This is a genomic window from Acidovorax sp., from assembly GCF_034519795.1.
Taxonomy (GTDB): domain Bacteria; phylum Pseudomonadota; class Gammaproteobacteria; order Burkholderiales; family Burkholderiaceae_C; genus Acidovorax.
In genome coordinates this window covers 158,044-177,949 of the sequence record NZ_JAXHOB010000014.1, presented here as the reverse complement: position 1 = coordinate 177,949, position 19,906 = coordinate 158,044, and the positions used below count along the sequence as shown (strand labels likewise).

Genomic DNA, 19,906 nt, shown 5'->3' with positions numbered 1-19,906 from the left:
GCGAGGGGTGCCTCGGTCTAATCCGATCCATGCTGAACCAGGCCTTTACCCCCCTTCGCCGCGAAGACACCGCCCTGCTCACGGGCCGTGGGCAGTACACCGGCGACGTGGTGGCCGAAGGCGTGCTGCATGCGGTGTTCGTGCGCTCACCCTCGCCGCACGGCCGGTTGCGGTCCATCGCGACCGGCGCGGCCGAGCAGTCCGACGGTGTCGTGGCGGTGCTTACGGCCGCATCCCTGCTGGCCCCGTCGGATGCCGGCCGCGTGGTCCACATGCCCCCGCCCAACGCGCTGCTGCCCGTGGCCAGCGTTCCTCGCATCGGGCCGCTGGCGCGCGGCGAGGTGGTCTATGTCGGCCAGCCCGTGGCGCTGGTGCTCGCCCGTTCGCTGGCCCAGGCGCAGCAGGCTGCGGCGTGCGTGCAACTGGACATCGAACCGCTGGCACCCGTGCTGGATTTCGATGCTGCGAGCCCTGTGACCGAGGTGGCGCACCACTTCGAAGCCTCGGGCAGCCATGCTGCCGTGGCCTGCGAGGTCCATGCCGCGCTGGAGGTGCCGCGCGTGCTGGCCCTGTCGATGGAGCCGCGCGGCATGCTCGCGCACTGGCATGGCGATGCCGATGCGGCAACAACCCGCCTCACGGTCCACCTGGGCACGCAGTCGCCGACCCGGGCGCAGGCCGACATCGCCGCCGCGCTCGGCTGGGACGAAGCGCGCGTGCGCGTCATCACCGGCAACGTGGGCGGTGCGTTCGGCGCCAGGTCTTCGCTGTGCCCTGAGGACATTGCCATCCCCCTGGCCGCGCGGCGGCTGGGTGCCTCGGTGCGCTGGATATCGACGCGCTCGGACGAATTCACTTCCGGCATGCATGGCCGCGGTGCGCGCCTGGCGGGCCGGCTGTCCGTCACGGCGCAAGGGCGCTTTGCTGCGCTGCAGGCCGAGCTGCATTTCACGCTCGGTGCCTGGTTGCCGTTCTCGGCCGTCGTGCCGCTGCGCAACACGGCGCGCATCCTGCCCGGGCCCTACCGCGTGGCGCGGCTCGATGTGCAGGGCCGTGCCGGCCTGGCGCACACGGCACCGGTCACGATCTACCGCGGCGCGGGCCGGCCCGAGGCCGCACTGCTGATGGAGACCCTGGTCGAACAGGCGGCGCGCGCGGCGGGCATCGACCCCGTGGAACTGCGCCGGCGCAACCTGGTGGAGGCGGCGGACATGCCCTACACCACGCCCACCGGCGAGGTGTTCGACAGCGGCGACTACCGGCGTGCGCTGGAGCTGGCCTGCGAGCGCTTCGGCTACGAGGCGCAGCGTGAATTGCAGCGCCAGCGCCGCGCCGATGGCGAGGTGGTGGGCATCGGCCTGGCGCTCTACGTCGAGCCCTGCGGCGTGGGCTGGGAATCGGCGCGCGTGGACTGGCACGCAGACGGCCGCGTGACCGTGGCCACGGGGTCGCCAGCCCAGGGCCAGGGCCATGGCACTACCTATGCGCGCATCGCTGGCGAAGCGCTGGGCCTGGCCGAAGAGGCCATCACCGTGGTCTACGGCGACACGGCCCTGTGCCCCCCGGGCGTGGGCGCACTGGCCAGCCGCAGCACGGCCATCGCAGGCAGCGCCATCGTGCAGGCCTGCCGCGACCTCCTGGCGCGGCGCGCGGCGGGCGAGGCGCTGCCCTTGTCTTCGGAGGGCCGCTTCACCGCCGGTGAGGCCTGGAGCTACGGCTGCGTGATCGCGCGCATGGCGGTCGACCGCGACACCGGCCGCCCCACCATCGAGCAGATCACATGGGCCGACGACGCCGGCCACATCGTCCACCCCACGCTGGCCAAGGGCCAGTTGATCGGCGGGCTGGCCCAGGGCCTGGGCCAGGCCATGCTGGAGCGCCTGGTCTACGACGGCGCCGGCCAACTCGTGACCGGCTCGCTGATGGACTACGCCGCACCGCGCGCCGACGACATGCCGCCCTTCATCGACATCGAGAGCTTTGCCACGCCCAGCCCGCACAACCTGCTGGGCGCCAAGGGCGTGGGCGAGGCCGGCTGCATCGGCGTGCCGGCCGCGCTGATGAACGCGGCGCGCGATGCGCTGGCGCCACTGGGCGAATGCGCGCTGCAGTTTCCCCTCACCTCCGAACAGTTCTGGCGCGCGATGAGCGGCCAGGCTGCCTGAACCGAACCCATGTCTTGAAAGGAAAAACACCATGGACTACAAGAAATCAGAAGCCAAGGAATACGCCCGCGAACATTTCGTCGGCGTCTGGGCGGCCAACCTCACCCCCTTCGACGAGGCACTGCGCATCGACGAGAAGGCGCTGCGCCAGAACATGGACCACTGGATCCGCGACCTCAAGCTCGGCGGCCTGTTCATCGCGGGCAAGCAGGCCGAGTTCTTCGCCATGTCGGTCGAGGAGCGCAAGCGCCTCATCACCCTGTCGGTCGAGGCCGCGCAGGCCGCGGGCGACCGAGGCGGCATCGGCCGCTGCGGCATCATCACCTCGTGCTCGGACACCAACCTCGACGTGGTGCTCGACCTGGCGCGCCATTCGGCCAACGCGGGCGCCGACTACGTGATCGTGCACAGCCCGGTGCTGCACTTCGGCGCCGACACCGAAGAGACCATCTACGAGTACTACCGCTACCTCTCGGAGCAACTGGACATCGGCATCGCCATGTGGAACCACCCCGACTGCGGCTACACCATGAGCCCCGAGCTGTGCAACCGCATCGCCGACCTGCCCAACATCGTGGCCATCAAGTACAGCGCCGACCGCGCCCGCTACAAGCGCCTGACCGAACTGGCCGGCCACAAGATCCAGGTGAGCAACCCCTCCGAGGAGGATTGGCTGGAGAACATCATCGAACTCAACTGGAAGCTCTACCTGTGCTCGACACCGCCCTTCCTGCTGCAGACCAAGGTGGACCAGCGCATGAACGAGTACACCCGGCTCGCGTTTGCCGGCCAGCACGCCGAGGCGCGCAAGGTGCGCGACAGCCTGGAGCCGGTGCGCACCGCGTTCCGCGCCAGCAAGCCCGCCGGCAAGCCGCAGGCGCACGGCAAGGCCTGGCAGGAGCTGCTGGGCCAGCATGGCGGCCCGGTGCGCCGGCCGCTGCTGAACATGACCGACGCCGAGATGGCCGCCACGCGCGAAGCCTTTGCGGGCTGTGGCCTGCGCCTGGCCTGATGCGCGCACCCGAATGAGCCAGAGCATGCCGATCCAGCTGCAGGTCAATGGCAGCGCATGCAGCGTGCAGGTCGATTCCAACACCCTGCTGGTCGACTGCCTGCGTGGGCCGCTGGGCCTGCGCGGCACGCACCAGGGCTGCGACACGGCCCAGTGCGGCGCCTGCACGGTGCAGGTGGATGGTCGGGCCGTGAAGTCGTGCAACGTGCTGGCCCTGCAGGTGCAGGGCAGGGCGGTGCGCACGGTCGAGGGCCTGGCCCCCGCGCCTGACCAATTGCACCCGATGCAGCAGGCCTTCAGCCGGCACCACGCGTTGCAGTGCGGCTTTTGCACGCCGGGCTTTCTGATGCGCGCGGTGGCCATGGCCGACGAGCCCGAGGCTGCTGGCGAATCCATCGACCCGCACTGGGTGCGCCATGCCCTGGGTGGCAACCTGTGCCGCTGCACGGGCTATGAAGGCATCGTGAAGGCGGTCTGCGAAGGACTCACTGCCATGCGCGGAGCGGAGCCGGCATGAACGCACTGGACTTTGAGCGCCCCACCTCGCTGGCCGAGGCGCTGGCGCTGATGACCCCCACGCCGGAAGGCAGCCAGGCCTGGCTCGCGGGCGGCCAATCCCTGCTGGCCGCGATGAAGCTGGGCATGGCCACGCCATCGCTGCTGGTCGACCTGCAGGACGTGCCGGGCCTGCGCGACATCCGTGTGGAAACCGGGCCGGACGGCGCGCCTGCGCTCTGGATCGGCGCCATGGCCACACACGCCAGCGTCGCGGCCAGCGCCACCGTGCGTGGCTTTGCGCCCGGCCTGGCGGCCCTGGCCGGCGGCATTGCCGATGCGCAGGTGCGCAACATGGGCACCCTCGGCGGCTCGCTCGCACACAACGATCCTGCGGCCTGCTGGCCAGCGGGCGTGCTGGCAGCGGGTGCCACCATCGTCACCTCGCGGCGCGAGATCGCGGCCGATGCCTACTTCCAGGGCCTGTACACCACGGCGCTGGAACCGGGCGAGCTGATCGTCGGCGTGCGCTTTCCTCAGATGGCGGGCCTGCACTACCTCAAGTTCGAGCAACCGGCCTCGCGCTTTGCGCTGGTCGGCGTGGCCGTGGCACATACCGGGGCGGGCCAGGTGCGCGTGGCCGTGACCGGGCTGGGCGTGGGCGTCACGCGCTGGCCCGATGCCGAAAAGGCGCTCAGCGGCCAACTCGGCCTGGTAGCCCTGTCTGCCGTCGCACCCGATAGCCTCACGGCGCTGGGCGACCTGCATGCCTCGGCCGGCTACCGCTGCCACCTGGCGGGTGTGCTCGCCCGGCGCTGCGTAGCCGCCCTCACGGGCGAGGCGCAGCCGCGCCATGCGCCACTGGCACCACTGGCTGACCAGCAGGCGCCGGCAACGTCAGACAGCGAAGCAGCGCCCAAGGATGGCTTCGGTGGCCGGCAGTTGCTGGCGGCACCGCCGGCCCAGGTCTGGCAGGCCATCCTCGATGCACAGAACCTGCAGGCCAGCATCCCTGGCTGCGAGGCGCTGGCTCAGCGCAGCCCCACGGACTACGAGGCCACGGTCAAGGTCGGCCTGGGCCCGCTGTCGGTGCGCTTCAAGAGCGATGTGACGCTGCACGACCTGCAGCCGCCCCGGTCGCTGACCATGGTCTTCGTCGGCCAGGCGGGCGCCCTGGGCAGCGGCCAGGGCAGGGCGCGGGTGCGCTTTACGCCCACGGCCGATGGTGGCACGCTGCTGCACTGGTGGGTGCAGGTGCAGCTCAGCGGGCGCCTGGCGCAGTTCGGCAACCGGCTGGTCGAGGCCAGCTCGCGCAAGCTCAGCGAAGAGTTCTTCGCGCGTTTCGGCCGGGTGCTGGGCGTGCCCGCCGATCGCCCGCCTCCCCTTTCCCCGTGGCACAGGCTGCAGCGCCTGCTGGCACGCTGGATTTCCCTGTTTCGAAAGTGAGTGTCCCCATGCCCTACCAACCGGCCGAGCTGGCCTACGACCACTACAGCCAACCCCTGAACTTCCAGCACTGGCTCGATGCCCACAGCGCGCGCCTGCAACCGCCCGTGGGCAACCAGCAGATCTGGCAGAACGCCGACCTGGTCTGCACCGTGGTGGGCGGCCCCAACGAGCGCACCGACTTCCACGACGACCCCTACGAGGAATACTTCCACCAGTTCAAGGGCAACGCCTCGCTGCTGATCGCCGACCGCGGCAAGTTCGAGCGCGTGCACCTGCGCGAGGGCGACATCTTCCTGTTGCCCGCCCACGTGCGCCACTCGCCCCAGCGCCCCGAGCCAGGCAGCCTGTGCACGGTGGTGGAGCGCAACCGGCCCGTGGGCTCCATCGACGCCTTCGAGTGGTACTGCGCGGCCTGCGGTGGTCTGGTGGTGCGCAGCGAGTTGCAGCTGCAAAGCATCGTCGAAGACCTGCCGCGCACCTACACCGCGTTCTACGATTGCGCACCGGCCGAGCGCACCTGCGCGCACTGCGGCGAGGTGCACCCGGGCCGTGACTGGCGCCGCTGGCATGCGCGCTGTGGGGAACATTTCCCCGGCACCGCCGCATGACAGGGCACCGCACACCGCTGCGGCTTGCCGTGGTCGGCTTTGGGGCCATCGGCCAAGCCCTGGCGCAGGAACTGGCGGGCGATGGCCGTGTGCACCTGGCGCAGGTCATCGTGTCCCCGGCGTCCCTCGCGGCCGCCCAGGTGGCCTGCGTGGCGCTTGCGCCGGAGGTGCGCGTGGCCAGCACGCTGGATCTCAGGCCGGGGCAGCGCCCCGATCTGGTGGTCGAATGCGCGGGCCATACCGCGGTGCTGGCCCATGTGGTGCCCGCGCTGCAGGCGGGTGTCCCCTGTGCCATGGCCTCGGTCGGCGCCCTGCACGATGCGGATCTGCTCGCACGGCTGGAGGCGGCGGTCCAGGAGGGTGGCACCCGGCTGCAACTGGTGGCCGGCGCCATCGGCGGTATCGACGCCTTGGCGGCAGCGCGTTTCGGCGGGCTCGACGAGGTGATCTACGTAGGGCGCAAGCCGCCGTTGAGCTGGGCGGGCACGCCGGCCGAGCTGGCGTTCGACCTGGCGCGGCTGGCAGTGCCGCAGGTGGTCTTTCGCGGCAGCGCGCGCCAGGCGGCTGCCCAGTTTCCGAAGAACGCCAACGTCGCCGCCACGGTGTCGCTGGCCGGGCTGGGGCTGGACCGCACCCAGGTGGAGCTGGTGGCCGATCCGGGTGTGGTGCGCAACCTGCACACCGTCATCGCGCGCGGCGCCTTCGGCCGCCTTGAGCTGCAGATGGAGAACCTGCCGTTGGCGGCCAACCCCAAGACCTCGGCGCTGACGGTCTACAGCCTGGTGCGCGCGGTGCGCAATGCCCTGCCGGGCATCGCCATCTGACCTCTCGGCTATCCATAGCGAGCGGCGGATGGAACGGACGTGCCCGAGGCGAGTGCCACCGTGCAAGGGCCGCCCCGCCGCACCGGGGGCGTCCCCCTCCCAGATTGCGAAGCAATATGAGAGAGGGGGAAGGCGCGAAGCGACTCAGGGGGTGCTCTTTTCATTCATCCAGTTCAGGTCCAGCGGGCGGTCCTCGAACTCGGTGTTGAGCACCACGGTGCTGGTGGTTCGGGCCACGCCGGCAATGGCCTTGATCTCGTAGATCACGTCTTCGAGCGCCCGCGCATGCGTGGTGCGTATCTTGGCCAGGAAGTCGTATTCGCCGGCCACGCTGTGCAGCTCTTCCACCTGCGGCATGGCGCGCAAGCGCGGCGCCACGTCGCGGCAGTGGATGCCGCCATCGTTGCGGATGGCGACGAAGGCCGTGAAGTTCAGCCCCACGCGTTCATGGTCCACGCTGATCGAGAAACGGCGGATCACACCCTTGTCCAGCATCTTCTTCACCCGCTCATGCACGGCAGCCGTCGAGAGGCCCACTTCGGCCCCGACGTCGGCGTATGAACGTCGGCCATCGGTGCCCAAGGCAGAAATAATTCTGGCGTCTATCTCATCTGTCTGAATATTTGCTTGCATAAGCGCATGAATTTGGTAAAAATTCCGAAATCCCTGTGATTTCCATAAATTTTCCGGTCAGGTGAAGAATATGCCGACATTTTTCAATGCGCAAGCAGGCAAGCACCGTGTGTGGGCTATCGCCATCGCCTTGTTGCTGGTCTACGTGGTCTGGGGCACGACCTATTTCGCCATCGGCATTGCAGTGCAGACCATGCCGCCGCTGCTGATGAACGCCATCCGCTTCCTCTGTGCGGGCGCCATCATGCTGGCGGTGGCGCTGTGGCAGGGCCATGCCCTGCCCACGGCCGTGCAGTGGTGCAACTCGGCCGTCGTCGGCGGGTGCATGGCGTTCCTGGCGATGAACCTCATGGGCTTTGCGCAGAAGATGGGCATCGGCTCGGGCCTGATGGCCACGGTGGTCACCACCATGCCCATGTGGCTGGCGCTGTGGTCGCGCTGGGGCGGTGAGCGCGTGCCCGCGACCAGCTGGATCGGCCTGGGCCTGGGCGTGGTGGGGGCGCTGCTGCTGGCGATGGAGGGTGACTTCTCGGCCACCTGGCTGGGTGCGCTGCTGGCCTTTGGCGCGCCGCTGTGCTGGAGCATCGGCTCCTACGCATCGCGCCGGCTGTCCTTGCCTGCACCCGCCATGGCCTCGGCAGCGCAATGGTTCACGGGCGGTGCCATGGGCCTGGTGGTGGCGCTGTGCTTCGAGCCGGTCAGTGCACTCGGCCAGGTCAGTGCGAAGTCCTGGGCGGCCTGGGTGTACCTGCTGTTCTTCGGCACGCTGGTGGCGCTCAATGCCTACCTGTGGCTGCTGCAGAACACTTCGGCTGCGCTGGCCGGCAGCTATTCGTTCGTGAACCCGGCCGTGGCCCTGCTGGTGGGTGTGGCGCTGGGCGGCGAGCTGCTCACGGGCTGGGTGTATGCGGCTTTGCCGCTGATCGGCGCGGCGCTGGTGTTCATCCTCTACGGCAAGGCGCTCATGGAACGTTGGGGGCGCCGTGCGCCAGCCGCGCTGGAAAGCGGCGCAGGCCAGGCGGGATAGGGCTTGTTGACAGGCCCGGCGCGCCCTGAGCGGTCATGCGTCGGGCACTACGGCCGTGGCCTCGATCTCGATCTTGGCGCGCTCTTCCATCAGGCCGGCCACCTGCACGCAGGCCATGGCCGGGAAATTCTTGCCCAGCACCTCGCGGTACACCACGCCCAGTTCCTTGAGGCGGGCGTTGTACTCTTTGCGGTCCACCACGTACCAGGTCAGGCGCACCAGGTGCTCGGGGCCGGCGCCGCCGGCTTCGAGCACGGCGCGCACGTTGAGCAGGGTCTGGCGCGTCTGGGCGATGAAGTCATCGCTCTCGAACTGCTGCTCGGCATTCCAGCCGATCTGGCCGCCGGTGAAGATCATCGTGCCGCGCGCGGCCACGCCGTTGGCGTAGCCCTTGGGCGTGACCCAGCCAGGGGGTTGCAAGTGGGTGTTCATGGTGTCGTGTTCGATGGGGGGTTGGCAGCGGCTGCAGCGGCTTCGCGCTGGCGCAGCCGAAAGCGCTGGAGTTTGCCCGTTTCCGTGCGCGGCAGGGTGGTGGCGAATTCCACGAGGCGCGGGTATTTGAAGGGGGCGATGGTGGCCTTCACATGGTCCTGCAAGGCCTTGGCCATGGCGGCGTCGCCCGTGTGGCCGGGCTTGAGCACGCAGAAGGCCTTGACCACCATGCCGCGCTCCTCGTCGGGCACGCCGATCACGGCGCATTCGGCCACGGCCGGGTGGCGCAGCAGGGCGTCTTCCACCTCGGGGCCGCCGACGTTGTAGCCCGCAGTGATGATCATGTCGTCGTCGCGCGCCTGGTAGAAGAAGTAGCCGTCCGCGTCCTGCACGAAGGCGTCGCCCGGGTAGTTCCAGCCGTTCTTCACGTACTTGGCCTGGCGCGGGTCGTCGAGGTAGCGGCAGCCGGTGGGGCCGACCACGGCGAGCTTGCCCACCGTGCCGCGCGGCAGCTCCTTGCCCTGGCCGTCCACCACCCTGGCCTGGTAGCCCGGCACCACCTTGCCGATGGCACCGGGCCGGCTCTCGCCACCGGCGGCCGAGATGAAGATGTGGAACATCTCGGTGGCGCCGATGCCGTCGGTCATGTCGATGCCGGTGGCCTCCTTCCACAGCTGGCGCGTGGCATCGGGCAGAGCCTCGCCTGCGCTCACGCTGGTGCGCAGCGTGGGCAGGCCCAGCTGGCGCGCGAACGGCGCCATCTGGCGGTAGAAGGTGGGGGCGGTGTAGCAGATGGTCACCCCGGCCTCGCGCATCAGGTGCACCATGGTCTCGGGCGTGTAGGGCTGGTCGGGGAAGTAGATGCTGGCGCCGGCCCACATCGGAAAAATCAGCAGCCCGCCCAGGCCGAAGGTGAAGGCCAGCGGCGGCGAGCCGGCCACGATGTCGTCGGGCTGGGCGCGCAGCACATGGCGCGGCCAGGCCTCGCAGGCGGCGAGCACGTCACGGTGCGTGTGCACGGCCGCCTTGGGTGCGCCCGTGGTGCCTGAGGTGAAGGCCATCAGCGCCACGTCGTCGACCGACGTGGGACAGGCCGGCAGGGTGCCCGGCACGACCTGGGCGCGCACCAGCAGGTCGCCCGCATCCGGCGCGGTGTGGAAGGGGATGACGGTGGCGAGCGCCGGGTGCTCCGCCTGGGCCATCTGCAGCTCGGCCAGCAGCCGGCCATCGCACAGCGCCAGCGTGGGCTGGGCCCGCTCGATGATGCTGCCCAGCTCCACCGCGCGCAACAGCGGCATGGTGGCCACCGCCACCAGCCCTGCGTGCACAACACCCAGCCAGGCCAGCGCCATCTCCACCGTGTTGCCGCCGCGCAGCAGCACACGGTTGCCGGGCACCAGGCCATGTTCCTGTGTCAGCAGCTCGGCAATGCGCGCGGCCTCGGTGCGTGCCTCGCGGTAGCTGTAGCTGCGCTGCGGGCCGCGCAACAGGGGGCGGTCGCCATGGCCGGCGCGCTCGGCCTGGTCGAACAGGGCCTGCACCAGGTTGGCCTGGTCGGCGATCTGCAGCTCGGGTGTGTCGTAGTGGAACGCAGGCAGGGCCTCGCGTGCGGGCAGGCGGTCGTGCACGAACTGGTCGGGCTGGGCGCTGGGGTGGGCCATGGAATGATCCTTCCTTGTGGGCTGCGGGTCAGGATGCCTGCAGGGCGGCCTTGCCGATGATGAGCTGCTGCACCTCGGTGGCGCCTTCGTAGATGCGCAGCGAGCGGATGTCGCGGTACAGGCTTTCCACCTTGCTGCCCACCTCCACGCCGCGCCCGCCATGCAGCTGCAGCGCCATGTCGATCACGCGCTGGGCGTTCTCGGTGGCGGTCATCTTCGCCATGGCCGCCTCGGCCGTCACGCGCGCACCGCCGTGTTTTTCGCCCTCGTCGCGCAGCCAGGCAGCGCGGTAGGTCAGCAGCGCGGCGCTGTCCACCAGCGCGGCCATCTCGCCAATGCGCGCCTGCGTGAGCTGGAAGTCCGCCAGCGTCTGGCCGAACATCTTGCGCTGGCGCGCGTGGTGCACGGCCTCGGCCAGGGCCCGGCGGGCCATGCCCAGGGCGGCTGCGGCCACGGACGCGCGGAAGATGTCCAGCGTGCGCATGGCCAGCTTGAAGCCGCCGTTCAGCTCGCCCAGCAGGGCGGTGGCGGGCACCTGGCAGTCCGTGAAGGCCAGCGTGGCCAGCGGGTGCGGTGCCATCACGTGGATGTGCTGCGAAGTGTCGAGGCCCTTGGCCGTGGCATCCACGATGAAGGCGCTGATGCCGCGCGTGCCGCCGTCCGGCGCGGTCTTGGCGAACACGCAGTAAAAGTCGGCGATGCCGCCATTGCTGATCCAGGTCTTGCTGCCGTTGAGGGCGTAGGCGCAGCCGGCTGCCGGCAGCGCCGTGGTGCGCATGGCGCCCACATCCGACCCGGCCTCGGGCTCGCTCAGCGCAAAGGCCGCGATCAACTGGCCGCTGGCCACGCCCTGCAGGTAGTGCGCCTGTTGCGCGGGGCTGCCGGCCAGGGTGATGGCACCGCTGCCCAGGCCCTGCATGGCAAACGCGAAGTCCGCCAAGGGCGAGTGGAAGGCCAGGGTTTCGCGCAGCAGCACCAGCGCGCGCGAGTCCAGCGCGGGCAGGGCGCCGCCGTGCGCGGCCGGCACGCAGTAGCGCAGCCAGCCGCCCGCGCCCAGGCGCTGCACCCAGTCGCGGCAGGCGGCGCGGTCGTCGGTCTCGTCCACGTCCTGGGCCGCAGCCCAGGGCACCAGGCCGCGCGCCAGCGCGCGGTGCACGTCGTCGAAGAAGGGCAGGGCCAGGTGGGCCGTCGAGGGCGCGCAAGGCGCCGGTGGGGTGGCTACGTGCATGGTTCAGTCCCCTTCGAACACGGGTTTCTGCTTGGCCGCAAAGGCCTCGTAGGCGCGGCGAAAGTCCTGCGTCTGCATGCATATCGCCTGGGCCTGGGCCTCGGCTTCGATGGCCTGGTCGATGGTCATCGCCCATTCCTGGGCCAGCATGGTCTTGGTCATGCCATGGGCAAAGGTGGGGCCGCTGGCCAGCGAGCGAGCGGTTTCCTGCACTTCTCGCAGCAGGTCGGCGGCGTCGTACAGGCCGTTGAAGAAGCCCCAGGCCAGGCCTTCCTGTGCGGTCATCGCGCGGCCGGTGAACAGCAGCTCCGAGGCGCGGCCCTGGCCGATGAGGCGCGGCAGCAGCGCGCAGGCGCCCATGTCGGCGCCGGCCAGGCCCACGCGGGTGAAGAGAAATGCCGTCTTGGCCGCCGCCGTGCCGTAGCGCATGTCGCAGGCCAGGGCCATCATGGCGCCCGCACCGGCGCAGATGCCGTCGATGGCGCCCAGGATGGGCTGCGGGCAGGCGCGCATGGCCTTGACCAGGTCGCCCGTCATGCGCGTGAACTCCAGCAGCTCGGGCATGCTCATCGTGGTCAGCGGGCCGATGATCTCGTGCACATCGCCGCCAGAGCAGAAATTGCCGCCCGCGCCGGTGACCACCACGCACTTCACGTCGGTGGCAAAGCGCAGCGCGCAGAAGAAGTCGCGCAGCTCCGCATAGCTCTGGAAGGTGAGCGGGTTCTTGCGCTCGGGCCGGTTCAGCGTGACGGTGCCTACGCCATCGGCAAAGCTCCAGGCGAAATGCTGGGCCGCGTAAGAGGCCTTGGGTTCGAACTGTGCGCGCATGGGGTTGGCCGCGCCGATGTTGTGCTTCATTGCTCTGTCTCCACAGGGTGTTGTTGGGTGTGTTCCTTGACCCTGCCCAGCAGCCGGTGCAGGGTGGCGATGTCGCGCTCGCCCAAAGCGGCAAAGGCCTCGACGATCCACTGCTCGTGCTGGCGCGCCATGTCGTTGAACTGCTGGCGGCCCTGGGGCGTCAGGCGCACGCAGTAGGCGCGGCGGTCGCCCTCCACGTCCACGCGTTCCACCAGGCCTTCGGCCACGAGCTGGTCGGTGATGCCGGTGACGTTGCCGCTCGTGACCATCATGCGGCGCGACAGGTCCTTCATCTTCAGGCCGTCGGGCGCGCGTTCGAGCTGTGCCATCAGATCGAAGCGCGGCAGCGTGGTGTCGAACTGCGCGCGCAGGCCGGCGCGCACCTGCTTTTCGATCAGCTGCGTGCAGGTCAGCATGCGCAGCCACAGGCGCAGGGCCTCGGGGTGCTCGCTCGGCGCGGCGCCGTGCAGACGGGCTTCGAGGTCCATGGCCTAGCCCTCTTCCTCGTTGGAACCGCGCTTTTGCTGCGCTTCCAGCGCGGCCTGCAGCTGCTTTTGCTTGCCGATCTCGCGCAGCATCTGGTCGCGGCCGCTGAGGTACTGCACGGGCCAGTCGGTGTGGGCTGCGGCCACGGGGCTCAACTGGGCCGCGGCGTGCAGCGTCCAGGCCGGGTCGGCCAGGTGCGGGCGGGCAATCGCGCACAGGTCGGCGCGGCCGGCCGCGATGATGCTGTTGGCGTGGTCGGCCTCGGTGATGGCGCCCACGGCCATGGTGGCGATGTCCACCTCGTTGCGGATGCGGTCGGCAAACGGTGTCTGGTACATGCGCCCGTAGACCGGCTTGGCGCTGCGCGTGGTCTGGCCCGAGGAGACATCGATCAGGTCGCAGCCCGCCGCCTTGAACAGGCGCGCAATCTCCACCGCGTCGTCGGGCGTGGTGCCGCCGGGCGCCCAGTCGTGGGCCGAGATGCGCACGCTCATGGGCTTGTCCGCCGGCCACACGGCGCGCAGTGCGGCGAACACTTCGAGCGGGTAGCGGCAGCGGTTGGCCAGGCTGCCACCGTAGTCATCGCTGCGCTGGTTGGTGATGGGGCTGATGAAGCTGGCCAGCAGGTAGCCATGCGCGCAGTGCAGCTCCAGCCAGTCGAAGCCGCAGGCAGCGGCGCGGCGCGCGCTGTCGGTGAAGGCTGCGGTCATCGCATCCATGGTCGCGCGCGTCATGGCCGTGGGGGTCTGGTTCTGGGCGCCATAGGCCAGGGGGCTGGCGGCCAGCAGGGGCCAGTTGCCTTGTTCGAGCGGTTCGTCCGTGCCCTCCCAACCCACGCGGGTGGAGCCCTTGGGGCCGCTGTGGCCCAGTTGCATGCCGATCTTGGCGCTGCTGCTGCCATGCACGAACTGCACGATGCGCGTGAAGGCCGCTTGCTGCGCGTCGTTCCACAGCCCGGTGCAGCCGGGGGTGATGCGGCCCTCGGGCGTGGGGCTGGTCATCTCCACCATCACCATCGCCGCGCCGCCCAGGGCGCGTGCCCCCAGGTGCACCAGCAAAAAGTCCTGCGGCACGCCATCGACCGCGCTGTAGGTGGCCATGGGCGAGACGACGATGCGGTTCTTGAGCGTGAGATCCCGCAATTTGAACGGTGTCAGCATGGGCGGTATGGCCGCCTTGCAGCCCGCCAGCCACGCCTCGTACCCCTCCAGCCACTGCGCATCGCGCAGGCGCAGGTTTTCGTGGCTGATGCGCTGGCTGCGCGTGAGCAGGGAGTAGGCGAACTGCTCCACCTGCATGCCGGTGTAGCGCGTCACGTTCTCGAACCACTCGGTGGAGTTGCGCGCCGCGTTCTGGATCTTGAGCACCTCCACGCTGCGGCGCGCCTCGTAGTGCTGCAGCACCTCGTCGATGGGCAGGCCGGTGGCGAACTCGTTGGCCAGGTCGATGGCGTCTTCGAGCGCCAGCTTGGTGCCGCTGCCGATCGAGAAGTGCGCGGTGTGCGCCGCATCGCCCATGAGCACGATGGGCACGGGCCTGCCGCCGATGGTTTCGCGGTGCACCCAGGTGTTGCAGATCACGCGCGGAAAGCGGATCCAGTTGGCCGAGCCGCGCAGGTGCGTGGCATTGCTGATCAGCGCATTGCCGTCCAGGTACTTGCCGAACAGGCGCTCGCAAAAGGCAATCGCCTCGGGCTGCTCCATCTGGTCCAGGCCATGGGCCTTCCACACCTCTTCAGGGGTTTCCACGATGAAGGTCGAGGTGTCGGCATCGAACTGGTAGGCATGGGCCTGGAACCAGCCATGCTCCGTCTGCTCGAAAGCAAAGGTAAAAGCGTCGAACTTCTTGTGCGTGCCCAGCCACACGAAACGGCACTGGCGCAGGTCGATGTCGGGCTGGTAGGTGGTGGTGTAGCGCGTGCGTATGCGGCTGTTCAGGCCGTCGCTGGCGATCACCAGGTCGGCCCCGTACTTCGCTGCGGCCTCCTGGTCGTCCTGCACATCGGCCTCGAACACCAACTCCACCCCCACCGCGATGCAGCGCTCCTGCAGGATGTTGAGCAGCCGCTTGCGGCCGATGCCGCAAAAACCATGCCCCCCCGAGCGCACGCTGCGGCCCTTGAAGAACACCTCGATATCGTCCCAGTGGTTGAACGCATCGCCGATCTGGCGCGCCGTGGCGGCATCGGCCGCCTGCAGGTTGGCCAGCGTCTGGTCCGACAGCACCACGCCCCAGCCAAAGGTGTCGAACGGGCGGTTGCGCTCCAGCACCGTCACGCGGTGCGCCGGGTTCTGCTGCTTCATGAGCAGGGCGAAGTACAGACCTGCGGGGCCGCCGCCAATGCAAAGGATGTTCATGGGAAAATAGTTTAGGCTTAAACAAATTGCTGTCAATGGGGCCATCCCGGAAAAGCCCTGGGACGGGCTTTGCGCTCCGGGCGGGGTGTTGACGCACTGCAGCACAGAGCCAAGAATGGTCGGCATGAAGCACCTGCTGCATGCTCTGGAAGGGCGGCTGGCTGCGCTGCCCGTGCCGATGGCGGTCCAACTGCCAGCGGGCCGGCAGCTGGGCGCCAGCAAGCCCGCTGTGACCCTGCGGTTTCGCGACCGCATGGCCCTCGTCGCCCTGGCCACGGGCGAGATCGGCAAGGTGGGGGCCGCCATCGTCGAGGGCCGCGTGGCGCTCGAAGGGGGCATGCGCGACCTGATGGCCGCCGCCGCCGGCCTGCTCACCCGCGACCCCGCGCACGGGCAGCAGCACCGCTGGTGGCACCTTGCCCTGGCGCGCGCCCGCTCCATGGCCGTGCACACCCTGGGACATGACGCCCGGCACATCCAGTTCCACTACGACCTGTCCGACGATTTCTATGCCCTGTGGCTGGACGAGTGGCGCGTGTACTCCTGCGCCTACTACCGCGATGCCGCCATGGACCTGGGCCAGGCGCAAGAGGCCAAGCTCGAGCACATCTGCCGCAAGCTGCGCCTGGCACCCGGCGAGCGCTTTCTGGACATCGGTGCCGGCTGGGGCGGCTTGCTGCTGTGGGCGGCCGAGCACTACGGCGTGGACGCCACGGGTATCACCCTCTCGCGCCACCAGCATGCGCATGTGCAGCGCCTCATCGCCGAGCGTGGCCTGCAGGGCCGCGTGCGCATGGAGCTGCGCGACTACCGCGAGCTGCGCCCGCAGCAACCCTTCGACAAGATCGCCTCGGTGGGCATGTTCGAGCATGTGGGCCGCGCACAGATGGGCCGCTATTTCGATACCGTGCACCGTCTGCTGCGCCCGGGTGGCCTGCTGCTCAACCATGGCATCACCACTGGCGCGGTAGACGCCACCCAGATGGGCGCCGGCATGGGCGATTTCATCGAGGAATACATCTTCCCCGGTGGCGAACTGCTGCACGTGAGCGTGGTCCTGGAACACATGGCCCGCGCAGGCCTGGAAATGGTGGACACCGAAAACCTGCGCCCGCACTACGCGCGCACCCTGTGGGCCTGGTCCGACAGGCTGGAGGCGCAACTGCCTGCGGCGCGCGAGGTGCTGGCCGCACAGGCGGGCGGCGGGCAGGGCGATAAGGTGCTCTGTGCGTACCGCCTGTATCTGGCCGGGAGCGCTCTGGGATTCGAGCGCGGCTGGATGGCATTGCACCAGATGCTGGCCATGCGGCCCGATGGGGATATGGCAACGGGCACCATGGCCGGCGCACAATCGGACTACCCGTTCACGCGGGAGTACATCTACAAGAACCAGACGACATCACAGGCAACTGCGACAACCACAGCCAACCCGAGAGACCACCGCACACCATGCTTTACAAATTCAAGTCCAAAGCCGCCGCCGACCTGATCATGCTAGAACCCCAGGGCCGCCAGATCCTGGAGATCATCGGCAAGACCCCGGGAAACAACGGCATCGTGACTGCGGCGCAGATCCCCGGCGCCATCTCCGCGCTGGAGGCGGCCGTCGCTGCCAGCGAGGCCCAGCCTCCCGTGCAGGAGGGCCTGGAGGCCGAGGATGAAGACGATCAAGGCAAGCGGGACGAAACGGTGAAACTGCGCCAGCGCGCGGCGCCGTTCATCGAGATGCTGCGCAAGAGTGCTGCGGAGCAGGCGGACGTGGTCTGGGGGGTATGAACCGCCGCGGCGCTCGGTTGCCATGACAGACAAGAAGGCCCGCTTGCGCGGGCCTTGTGCATTTCGAAAGTCTGTTACTGCCAGACCTGCCGGCAATCGCTCCTCAATGGGGCAGCGCCGCGAGGCTCAGAGGCTGAGAATTTTTTGACCGTGCCCGAGAGGCGCGCCACAACGCCCTGGATCTAGGCGCAAAGCGCCGCCATAGCTCGGGCTATGGCGAGCATTTGCTTTCGACGAGCCTGGGTGTTTTGGCGTGCAAGGCGGGCATGGACGAAAGATTCTCAGCCTCTCAGTCCACCTTGGCCCCCGACGCCTTCACCACCTGCGCCCACTTCTTGTGCTCGGCATCGATGTGCTTGGCGAATTCGGCTGGCGTGTTGCCGCCGGGGATCGCTCCTTGGGCTATCAGGCGCTCCTTCATCGCGGGTGAGGCCAGGGCCTTGGCGACCTCCTGCTGGATGCGGTTCACGATCTCGGGCGGCGTGCCGGCAGGGGCCAGCAGGCCGAACCAGGAGCTGGCCTCGTAGCCCTTGAGCGTGGGGCCGCCGGCCTGCTCCACCGTGGGCACGTCGGGCAGGGCGCTGGAGCGCTGGCTGCTCGTCACGGCCAGGGCAGTGAGCTTGCCGCCCTTGATCTGCGCCATGGAGGACGGCAGGTTGTCGAACATCACATCGGCATTGCCGCCCACCAGGTCCATCAGTGCCGGGCCGGAGCCGCGGTAGGGCAGGTGCAGCATGAAGGTGCCGGTCATGCTCTTGAACAGCTCGCCCGCCAGGTGGATGGAGGTGCCATTGCCGCTCGATGCCATGTTGAACTTGCCGGGGTTGGCCTTGGCGGCGCGGATGAAGTCCTGCACGTTGGTGATGCCCATGGACTTGGCCTTGTCCACGTTCATCACCATCACGTTGGGCACGGCGGCGACCAGGGTGACGGGCGCGAAGTCCTTGATGGGGTCGTAAGGCAGCTTGGCGTAAAGCGCGCGGTTGATGCCATGGGTGCCCACGGTGCCCATGAGCAGGGTGTAGCCATCGGCCGGGGCCTTGGCCACGATCTCGGCACCCACGTTGCCGCCGGCTCCGGCCCGGTTGTCGACCACGAACTGCTGGCCGAAGACGCGGGACAGGTCGGGCGTCAGCGCGCGGGCCAGGATGTCGGTGGTGCCGCCGGGCGCGAAGGGCACGACGATGCGCACGGGTTTGTTGGGCCAGCCGCCAGGGGTGGCCTGGGCGTGGGCAGACCGGGGCAGCAGCAGGGCGGCTGCGGTGGCGACCGCCAGGGCGCCGAGCGCGCTCAGCGTGAAGGCCATGGCAATGGCCTTGCGCCGGTTGCGGGTCTGGACCTTGGTGGCAATGTCGGGGTTGCGCGGCAGGGGGCGGGGGGCATGCTGGGCCATGGATTGCGTCCTTGTCTGTCGGATCGGGTGATATGCCCCGGTTCTACGCGCACAGGCGCATCGAGGGCAGATGGATTACCCGAAGGCCGGTACGCCATTGCGACAGCTGTTGACCTGAGGCAACACCTGGGCGAACCGGAAGGGTGGAAAAAAGCCACCAGGCCCCAGGGGGCGTGGTGGCTTCGCGGCAGAGAGTTGTGTACGCGGTGCGCGGAGTTGCGGCCGATCAGTCGGCGTAGGTGCCCGCTGCCTTGATGACGGCGGACCATTTGTCGATTTCGGCCAGCACGAATTTCTTGTGTTCGGCGGGTTCGACGCGCTTGTCGGTCACGACCACGGCGCCCAGGCCTTCCTGTTTCTTGATGAACTCAGGATCCTTCAGGGCCACCTTCAGGGCGTCGTTGATCTTCTTTTGCACGTCGGCGGGCGTTCCCTTGGGGCCGTACAGTCCGTGCCAGATGGTCACTTCGAAGTTCTTCACTCCGGATTCAGCCAGGGTAGGCAGGTCCTTGAGCGCTGGGGTGGTCAAACGCTTGGCCGTGGTCACGGCATAGGCCTTGACCTTTTTCGATTCGATCTGGCCCGTGGTGTTGGTGGTCTGGTCGCACAGCAGGTCGATCTGGCCACCGATCAAGTCGGTGATAGCGGGAGCCGTGCCCTTGTAGGGCACAGGGGTCATGTCGATCTGCACCGAACTCTGGAACACCAGGCCGCACAGGTGCGAGGCAGAACCCAGTCCGGCGTTGCCCAGGTTGATCTTGCCCTTGTTCTGGGCGAGCCAGGCCGACAGTTCCTTGTAGTTGTTCGCAGCCATGGTGGGGCGCGCGATCAGCGTCATGGGCACGTCGTTGACCATGCCCAGGTACTCGAAGTCGTTGGGCACACTGAAGGCCAGCTTGCGGTACAGCGCAGGCATGGTGGACATGCCGATGTGGTTGAGCAGCAGGGTGTAGCCGTCCGGTGTGGCCCGAGCGACGCGGGCGGCGCCAATGGAACTGCCGGCACCGGCGGTATTGTCCACCACCACGTTGGCGCCCAGCGGCTTGCGCAGGGCTTCGGCCAGGTCACGCGCCACACGGTCGGTAGGGCCGCCGGCGGCGAAGGGCACCACGATGGTGACCGTCTTGTCCTTGGATGGATATTCCTGCGCTGCGGCGCCGAAGGTGGCTGCTGCCGCTGCTGCGACAAGGGCGAGTTGGATCAGTTTTTTCATGAGTGCTCCTCTGTAAAAGACGGGCCATGATATCCAGCGACCCTTTCGCCAGTATTGCGGGAATTACGTACCATGCAGGGGGTAGTGGCTTTGAGCTAAAAGGGGCTCAAGGGCAATGGATTCGTTGAATCAATGCTATTGATGGGATAGCAACTTAAGGGTAAACACTGGCGCCGGAAAGGGGCAGCGTTTTCCCTTGGATTGACCTTTGTCAGGGGTTTGGGAGGGGCTGGAGAAAATGGGGCTCCACACCTTTTCCATATGCACAGAATATGCAGATACAGGGGGA

At 68.5% G+C, this 19,906-nt stretch carries 18 protein-coding genes and 1 pseudogene; 10 read left to right on the top strand and 9 right to left on the bottom strand.

Annotated features, from left to right (window positions below; translation table 11 throughout):
• The first annotated feature begins 29 nt into the window (after positions 1-29).
• The 7 genes and pseudogenes from U5N23_RS17480 to U5N23_RS17455 all read left to right on the top strand — a co-directional run bounded on the left by U5N23_RS17480 (position 30) and on the right by U5N23_RS17455 (position 6,553).
• The gene (locus U5N23_RS17480) at positions 30-2,165 is read left to right on the top strand and encodes a xanthine dehydrogenase family protein molybdopterin-binding subunit (protein ID WP_322594051.1); all 2,136 of its coding nucleotides are present in this window, start codon (positions 30-32) and stop codon (positions 2,163-2,165) included.
• A gap of 31 nt (positions 2,166-2,196) precedes the next feature.
• Positions 2,197-3,177, top strand: coding sequence for a dihydrodipicolinate synthase family protein (locus tag U5N23_RS17475; RefSeq protein ID WP_322594050.1), 981 nt, complete (start codon positions 2,197-2,199; stop codon positions 3,175-3,177).
• A gap of 25 nt (positions 3,178-3,202) precedes the next feature.
• The gene (locus U5N23_RS17470; RefSeq protein ID WP_322594049.1) at positions 3,203-3,694 is read left to right on the top strand and encodes a (2Fe-2S)-binding protein; all 492 of its coding nucleotides are present in this window, start codon (positions 3,203-3,205) and stop codon (positions 3,692-3,694) included.
• Positions 3,691-4,500, top strand: a pseudogene (locus U5N23_RS33160) (FAD binding domain-containing protein); the annotation flags it as partial. The gene U5N23_RS17470 and the pseudogene U5N23_RS33160, both read left to right, overlap by 4 nt.
• Positions 4,474-5,118: a CoxG family protein gene (locus tag U5N23_RS33155; RefSeq protein WP_416208640.1), complete on the top strand. Its 645-nt coding sequence runs from the start codon at positions 4,474-4,476 to the stop codon at positions 5,116-5,118. The pseudogene U5N23_RS33160 and the gene U5N23_RS33155, both read left to right, overlap by 27 nt.
• Positions 5,119-5,126: 8 nt before the next feature.
• A complete protein-coding gene (locus tag U5N23_RS17460; protein ID WP_322594047.1) occupies positions 5,127-5,729 on the top strand; it encodes a 3-hydroxyanthranilate 3,4-dioxygenase in 603 nt (200 codons plus the stop codon).
• Positions 5,726-6,553: an aspartate dehydrogenase gene (locus U5N23_RS17455; protein ID WP_322594046.1), complete on the top strand. Its 828-nt coding sequence runs from the start codon at positions 5,726-5,728 to the stop codon at positions 6,551-6,553. The genes U5N23_RS17460 and U5N23_RS17455 overlap by 4 nt, the downstream gene beginning before the upstream one ends.
• Positions 6,554-6,697: 144 nt before the next feature.
• Here the strand turns inward: U5N23_RS17455 and U5N23_RS17450 are convergent, their stop codons facing one another.
• The gene (locus tag U5N23_RS17450; RefSeq protein WP_322594045.1) at positions 6,698-7,186 is read right to left on the bottom strand and encodes an Lrp/AsnC family transcriptional regulator; all 489 of its coding nucleotides are present in this window, start codon (positions 7,184-7,186) and stop codon (positions 6,698-6,700) included.
• Positions 7,187-7,256: 70 nt separating this feature from the next.
• Between U5N23_RS17450 and U5N23_RS17445 the strand changes: the two genes are divergently transcribed.
• The gene (locus U5N23_RS17445) at positions 7,257-8,213 is read left to right on the top strand and encodes an EamA family transporter (protein WP_322594044.1); all 957 of its coding nucleotides are present in this window, start codon (positions 7,257-7,259) and stop codon (positions 8,211-8,213) included.
• 33 nt (positions 8,214-8,246) lie between these two features.
• Here the strand turns inward: U5N23_RS17445 and U5N23_RS17440 are convergent, their stop codons facing one another.
• Genes U5N23_RS17440 through U5N23_RS17415 form a run of 6 tightly spaced genes read right to left on the bottom strand, consistent with a single transcriptional unit; the run spans position 8,247 to position 15,235 of the window.
• Complete coding sequence (locus U5N23_RS17440; RefSeq protein ID WP_322594043.1) at positions 8,247-8,645, bottom strand: RidA family protein; 399 nt, start codon at positions 8,643-8,645, stop codon at positions 8,247-8,249.
• On the bottom strand, positions 8,642-10,306 hold the full coding sequence (locus tag U5N23_RS17435; protein ID WP_322594042.1) for an AMP-binding protein: 1,665 nt from the start codon (positions 10,304-10,306) through the stop codon (positions 8,642-8,644). Before U5N23_RS17435 ends, U5N23_RS17440 begins: the two co-directional genes overlap by 4 nt.
• 28 nt (positions 10,307-10,334) lie before the next feature.
• Entirely contained in the window at positions 10,335-11,534 is a 1,200-nt protein-coding gene (locus tag U5N23_RS17430; RefSeq protein WP_322594041.1) for an acyl-CoA dehydrogenase family protein, read from the bottom strand.
• Positions 11,535-11,537: 3 nt separating this feature from the next.
• Positions 11,538-12,392, bottom strand: coding sequence for an enoyl-CoA hydratase family protein (locus U5N23_RS17425; protein ID WP_322594040.1), 855 nt, complete (start codon positions 12,390-12,392; stop codon positions 11,538-11,540).
• On the bottom strand, positions 12,389-12,880 hold the full coding sequence (locus U5N23_RS17420; protein WP_322594039.1) for a MarR family transcriptional regulator: 492 nt from the start codon (positions 12,878-12,880) through the stop codon (positions 12,389-12,391). Before U5N23_RS17420 ends, U5N23_RS17425 begins: the two co-directional genes overlap by 4 nt.
• A gap of 3 nt (positions 12,881-12,883) precedes the next feature.
• On the bottom strand, positions 12,884-15,235 hold the full coding sequence (locus U5N23_RS17415; protein WP_322594038.1) for a bifunctional salicylyl-CoA 5-hydroxylase/oxidoreductase: 2,352 nt from the start codon (positions 15,233-15,235) through the stop codon (positions 12,884-12,886).
• 124 nt (positions 15,236-15,359) lie between these two features.
• Between U5N23_RS17415 and U5N23_RS17410 the strand changes: the two genes are divergently transcribed.
• Together U5N23_RS17410 and U5N23_RS17405 are read left to right on the top strand one after the other, a co-directional pair.
• Positions 15,360-16,724, top strand: coding sequence for a class I SAM-dependent methyltransferase (locus U5N23_RS17410; RefSeq protein WP_322594037.1), 1,365 nt, complete (start codon positions 15,360-15,362; stop codon positions 16,722-16,724).
• Complete coding sequence (locus U5N23_RS17405) at positions 16,685-17,011, top strand: DUF1840 domain-containing protein (protein ID WP_322594036.1); 327 nt, start codon at positions 16,685-16,687, stop codon at positions 17,009-17,011. The genes U5N23_RS17410 and U5N23_RS17405 overlap by 40 nt, the downstream gene beginning before the upstream one ends.
• Positions 17,012-17,300: 289 nt before the next feature.
• On the opposite strand, the gene U5N23_RS17400 is transcribed toward U5N23_RS17405, so the two are convergent.
• Positions 17,301-18,317: a tripartite tricarboxylate transporter substrate binding protein gene (locus U5N23_RS17400; protein WP_322594510.1), complete on the bottom strand. Its 1,017-nt coding sequence runs from the start codon at positions 18,315-18,317 to the stop codon at positions 17,301-17,303.
• A gap of 313 nt (positions 18,318-18,630) precedes the next feature.
• A complete protein-coding gene (locus U5N23_RS17395) occupies positions 18,631-19,617 on the bottom strand; it encodes a tripartite tricarboxylate transporter substrate-binding protein (RefSeq protein ID WP_322594035.1) in 987 nt (328 codons plus the stop codon).
• Positions 19,618-19,906: the final 289 nt, after the last annotated feature.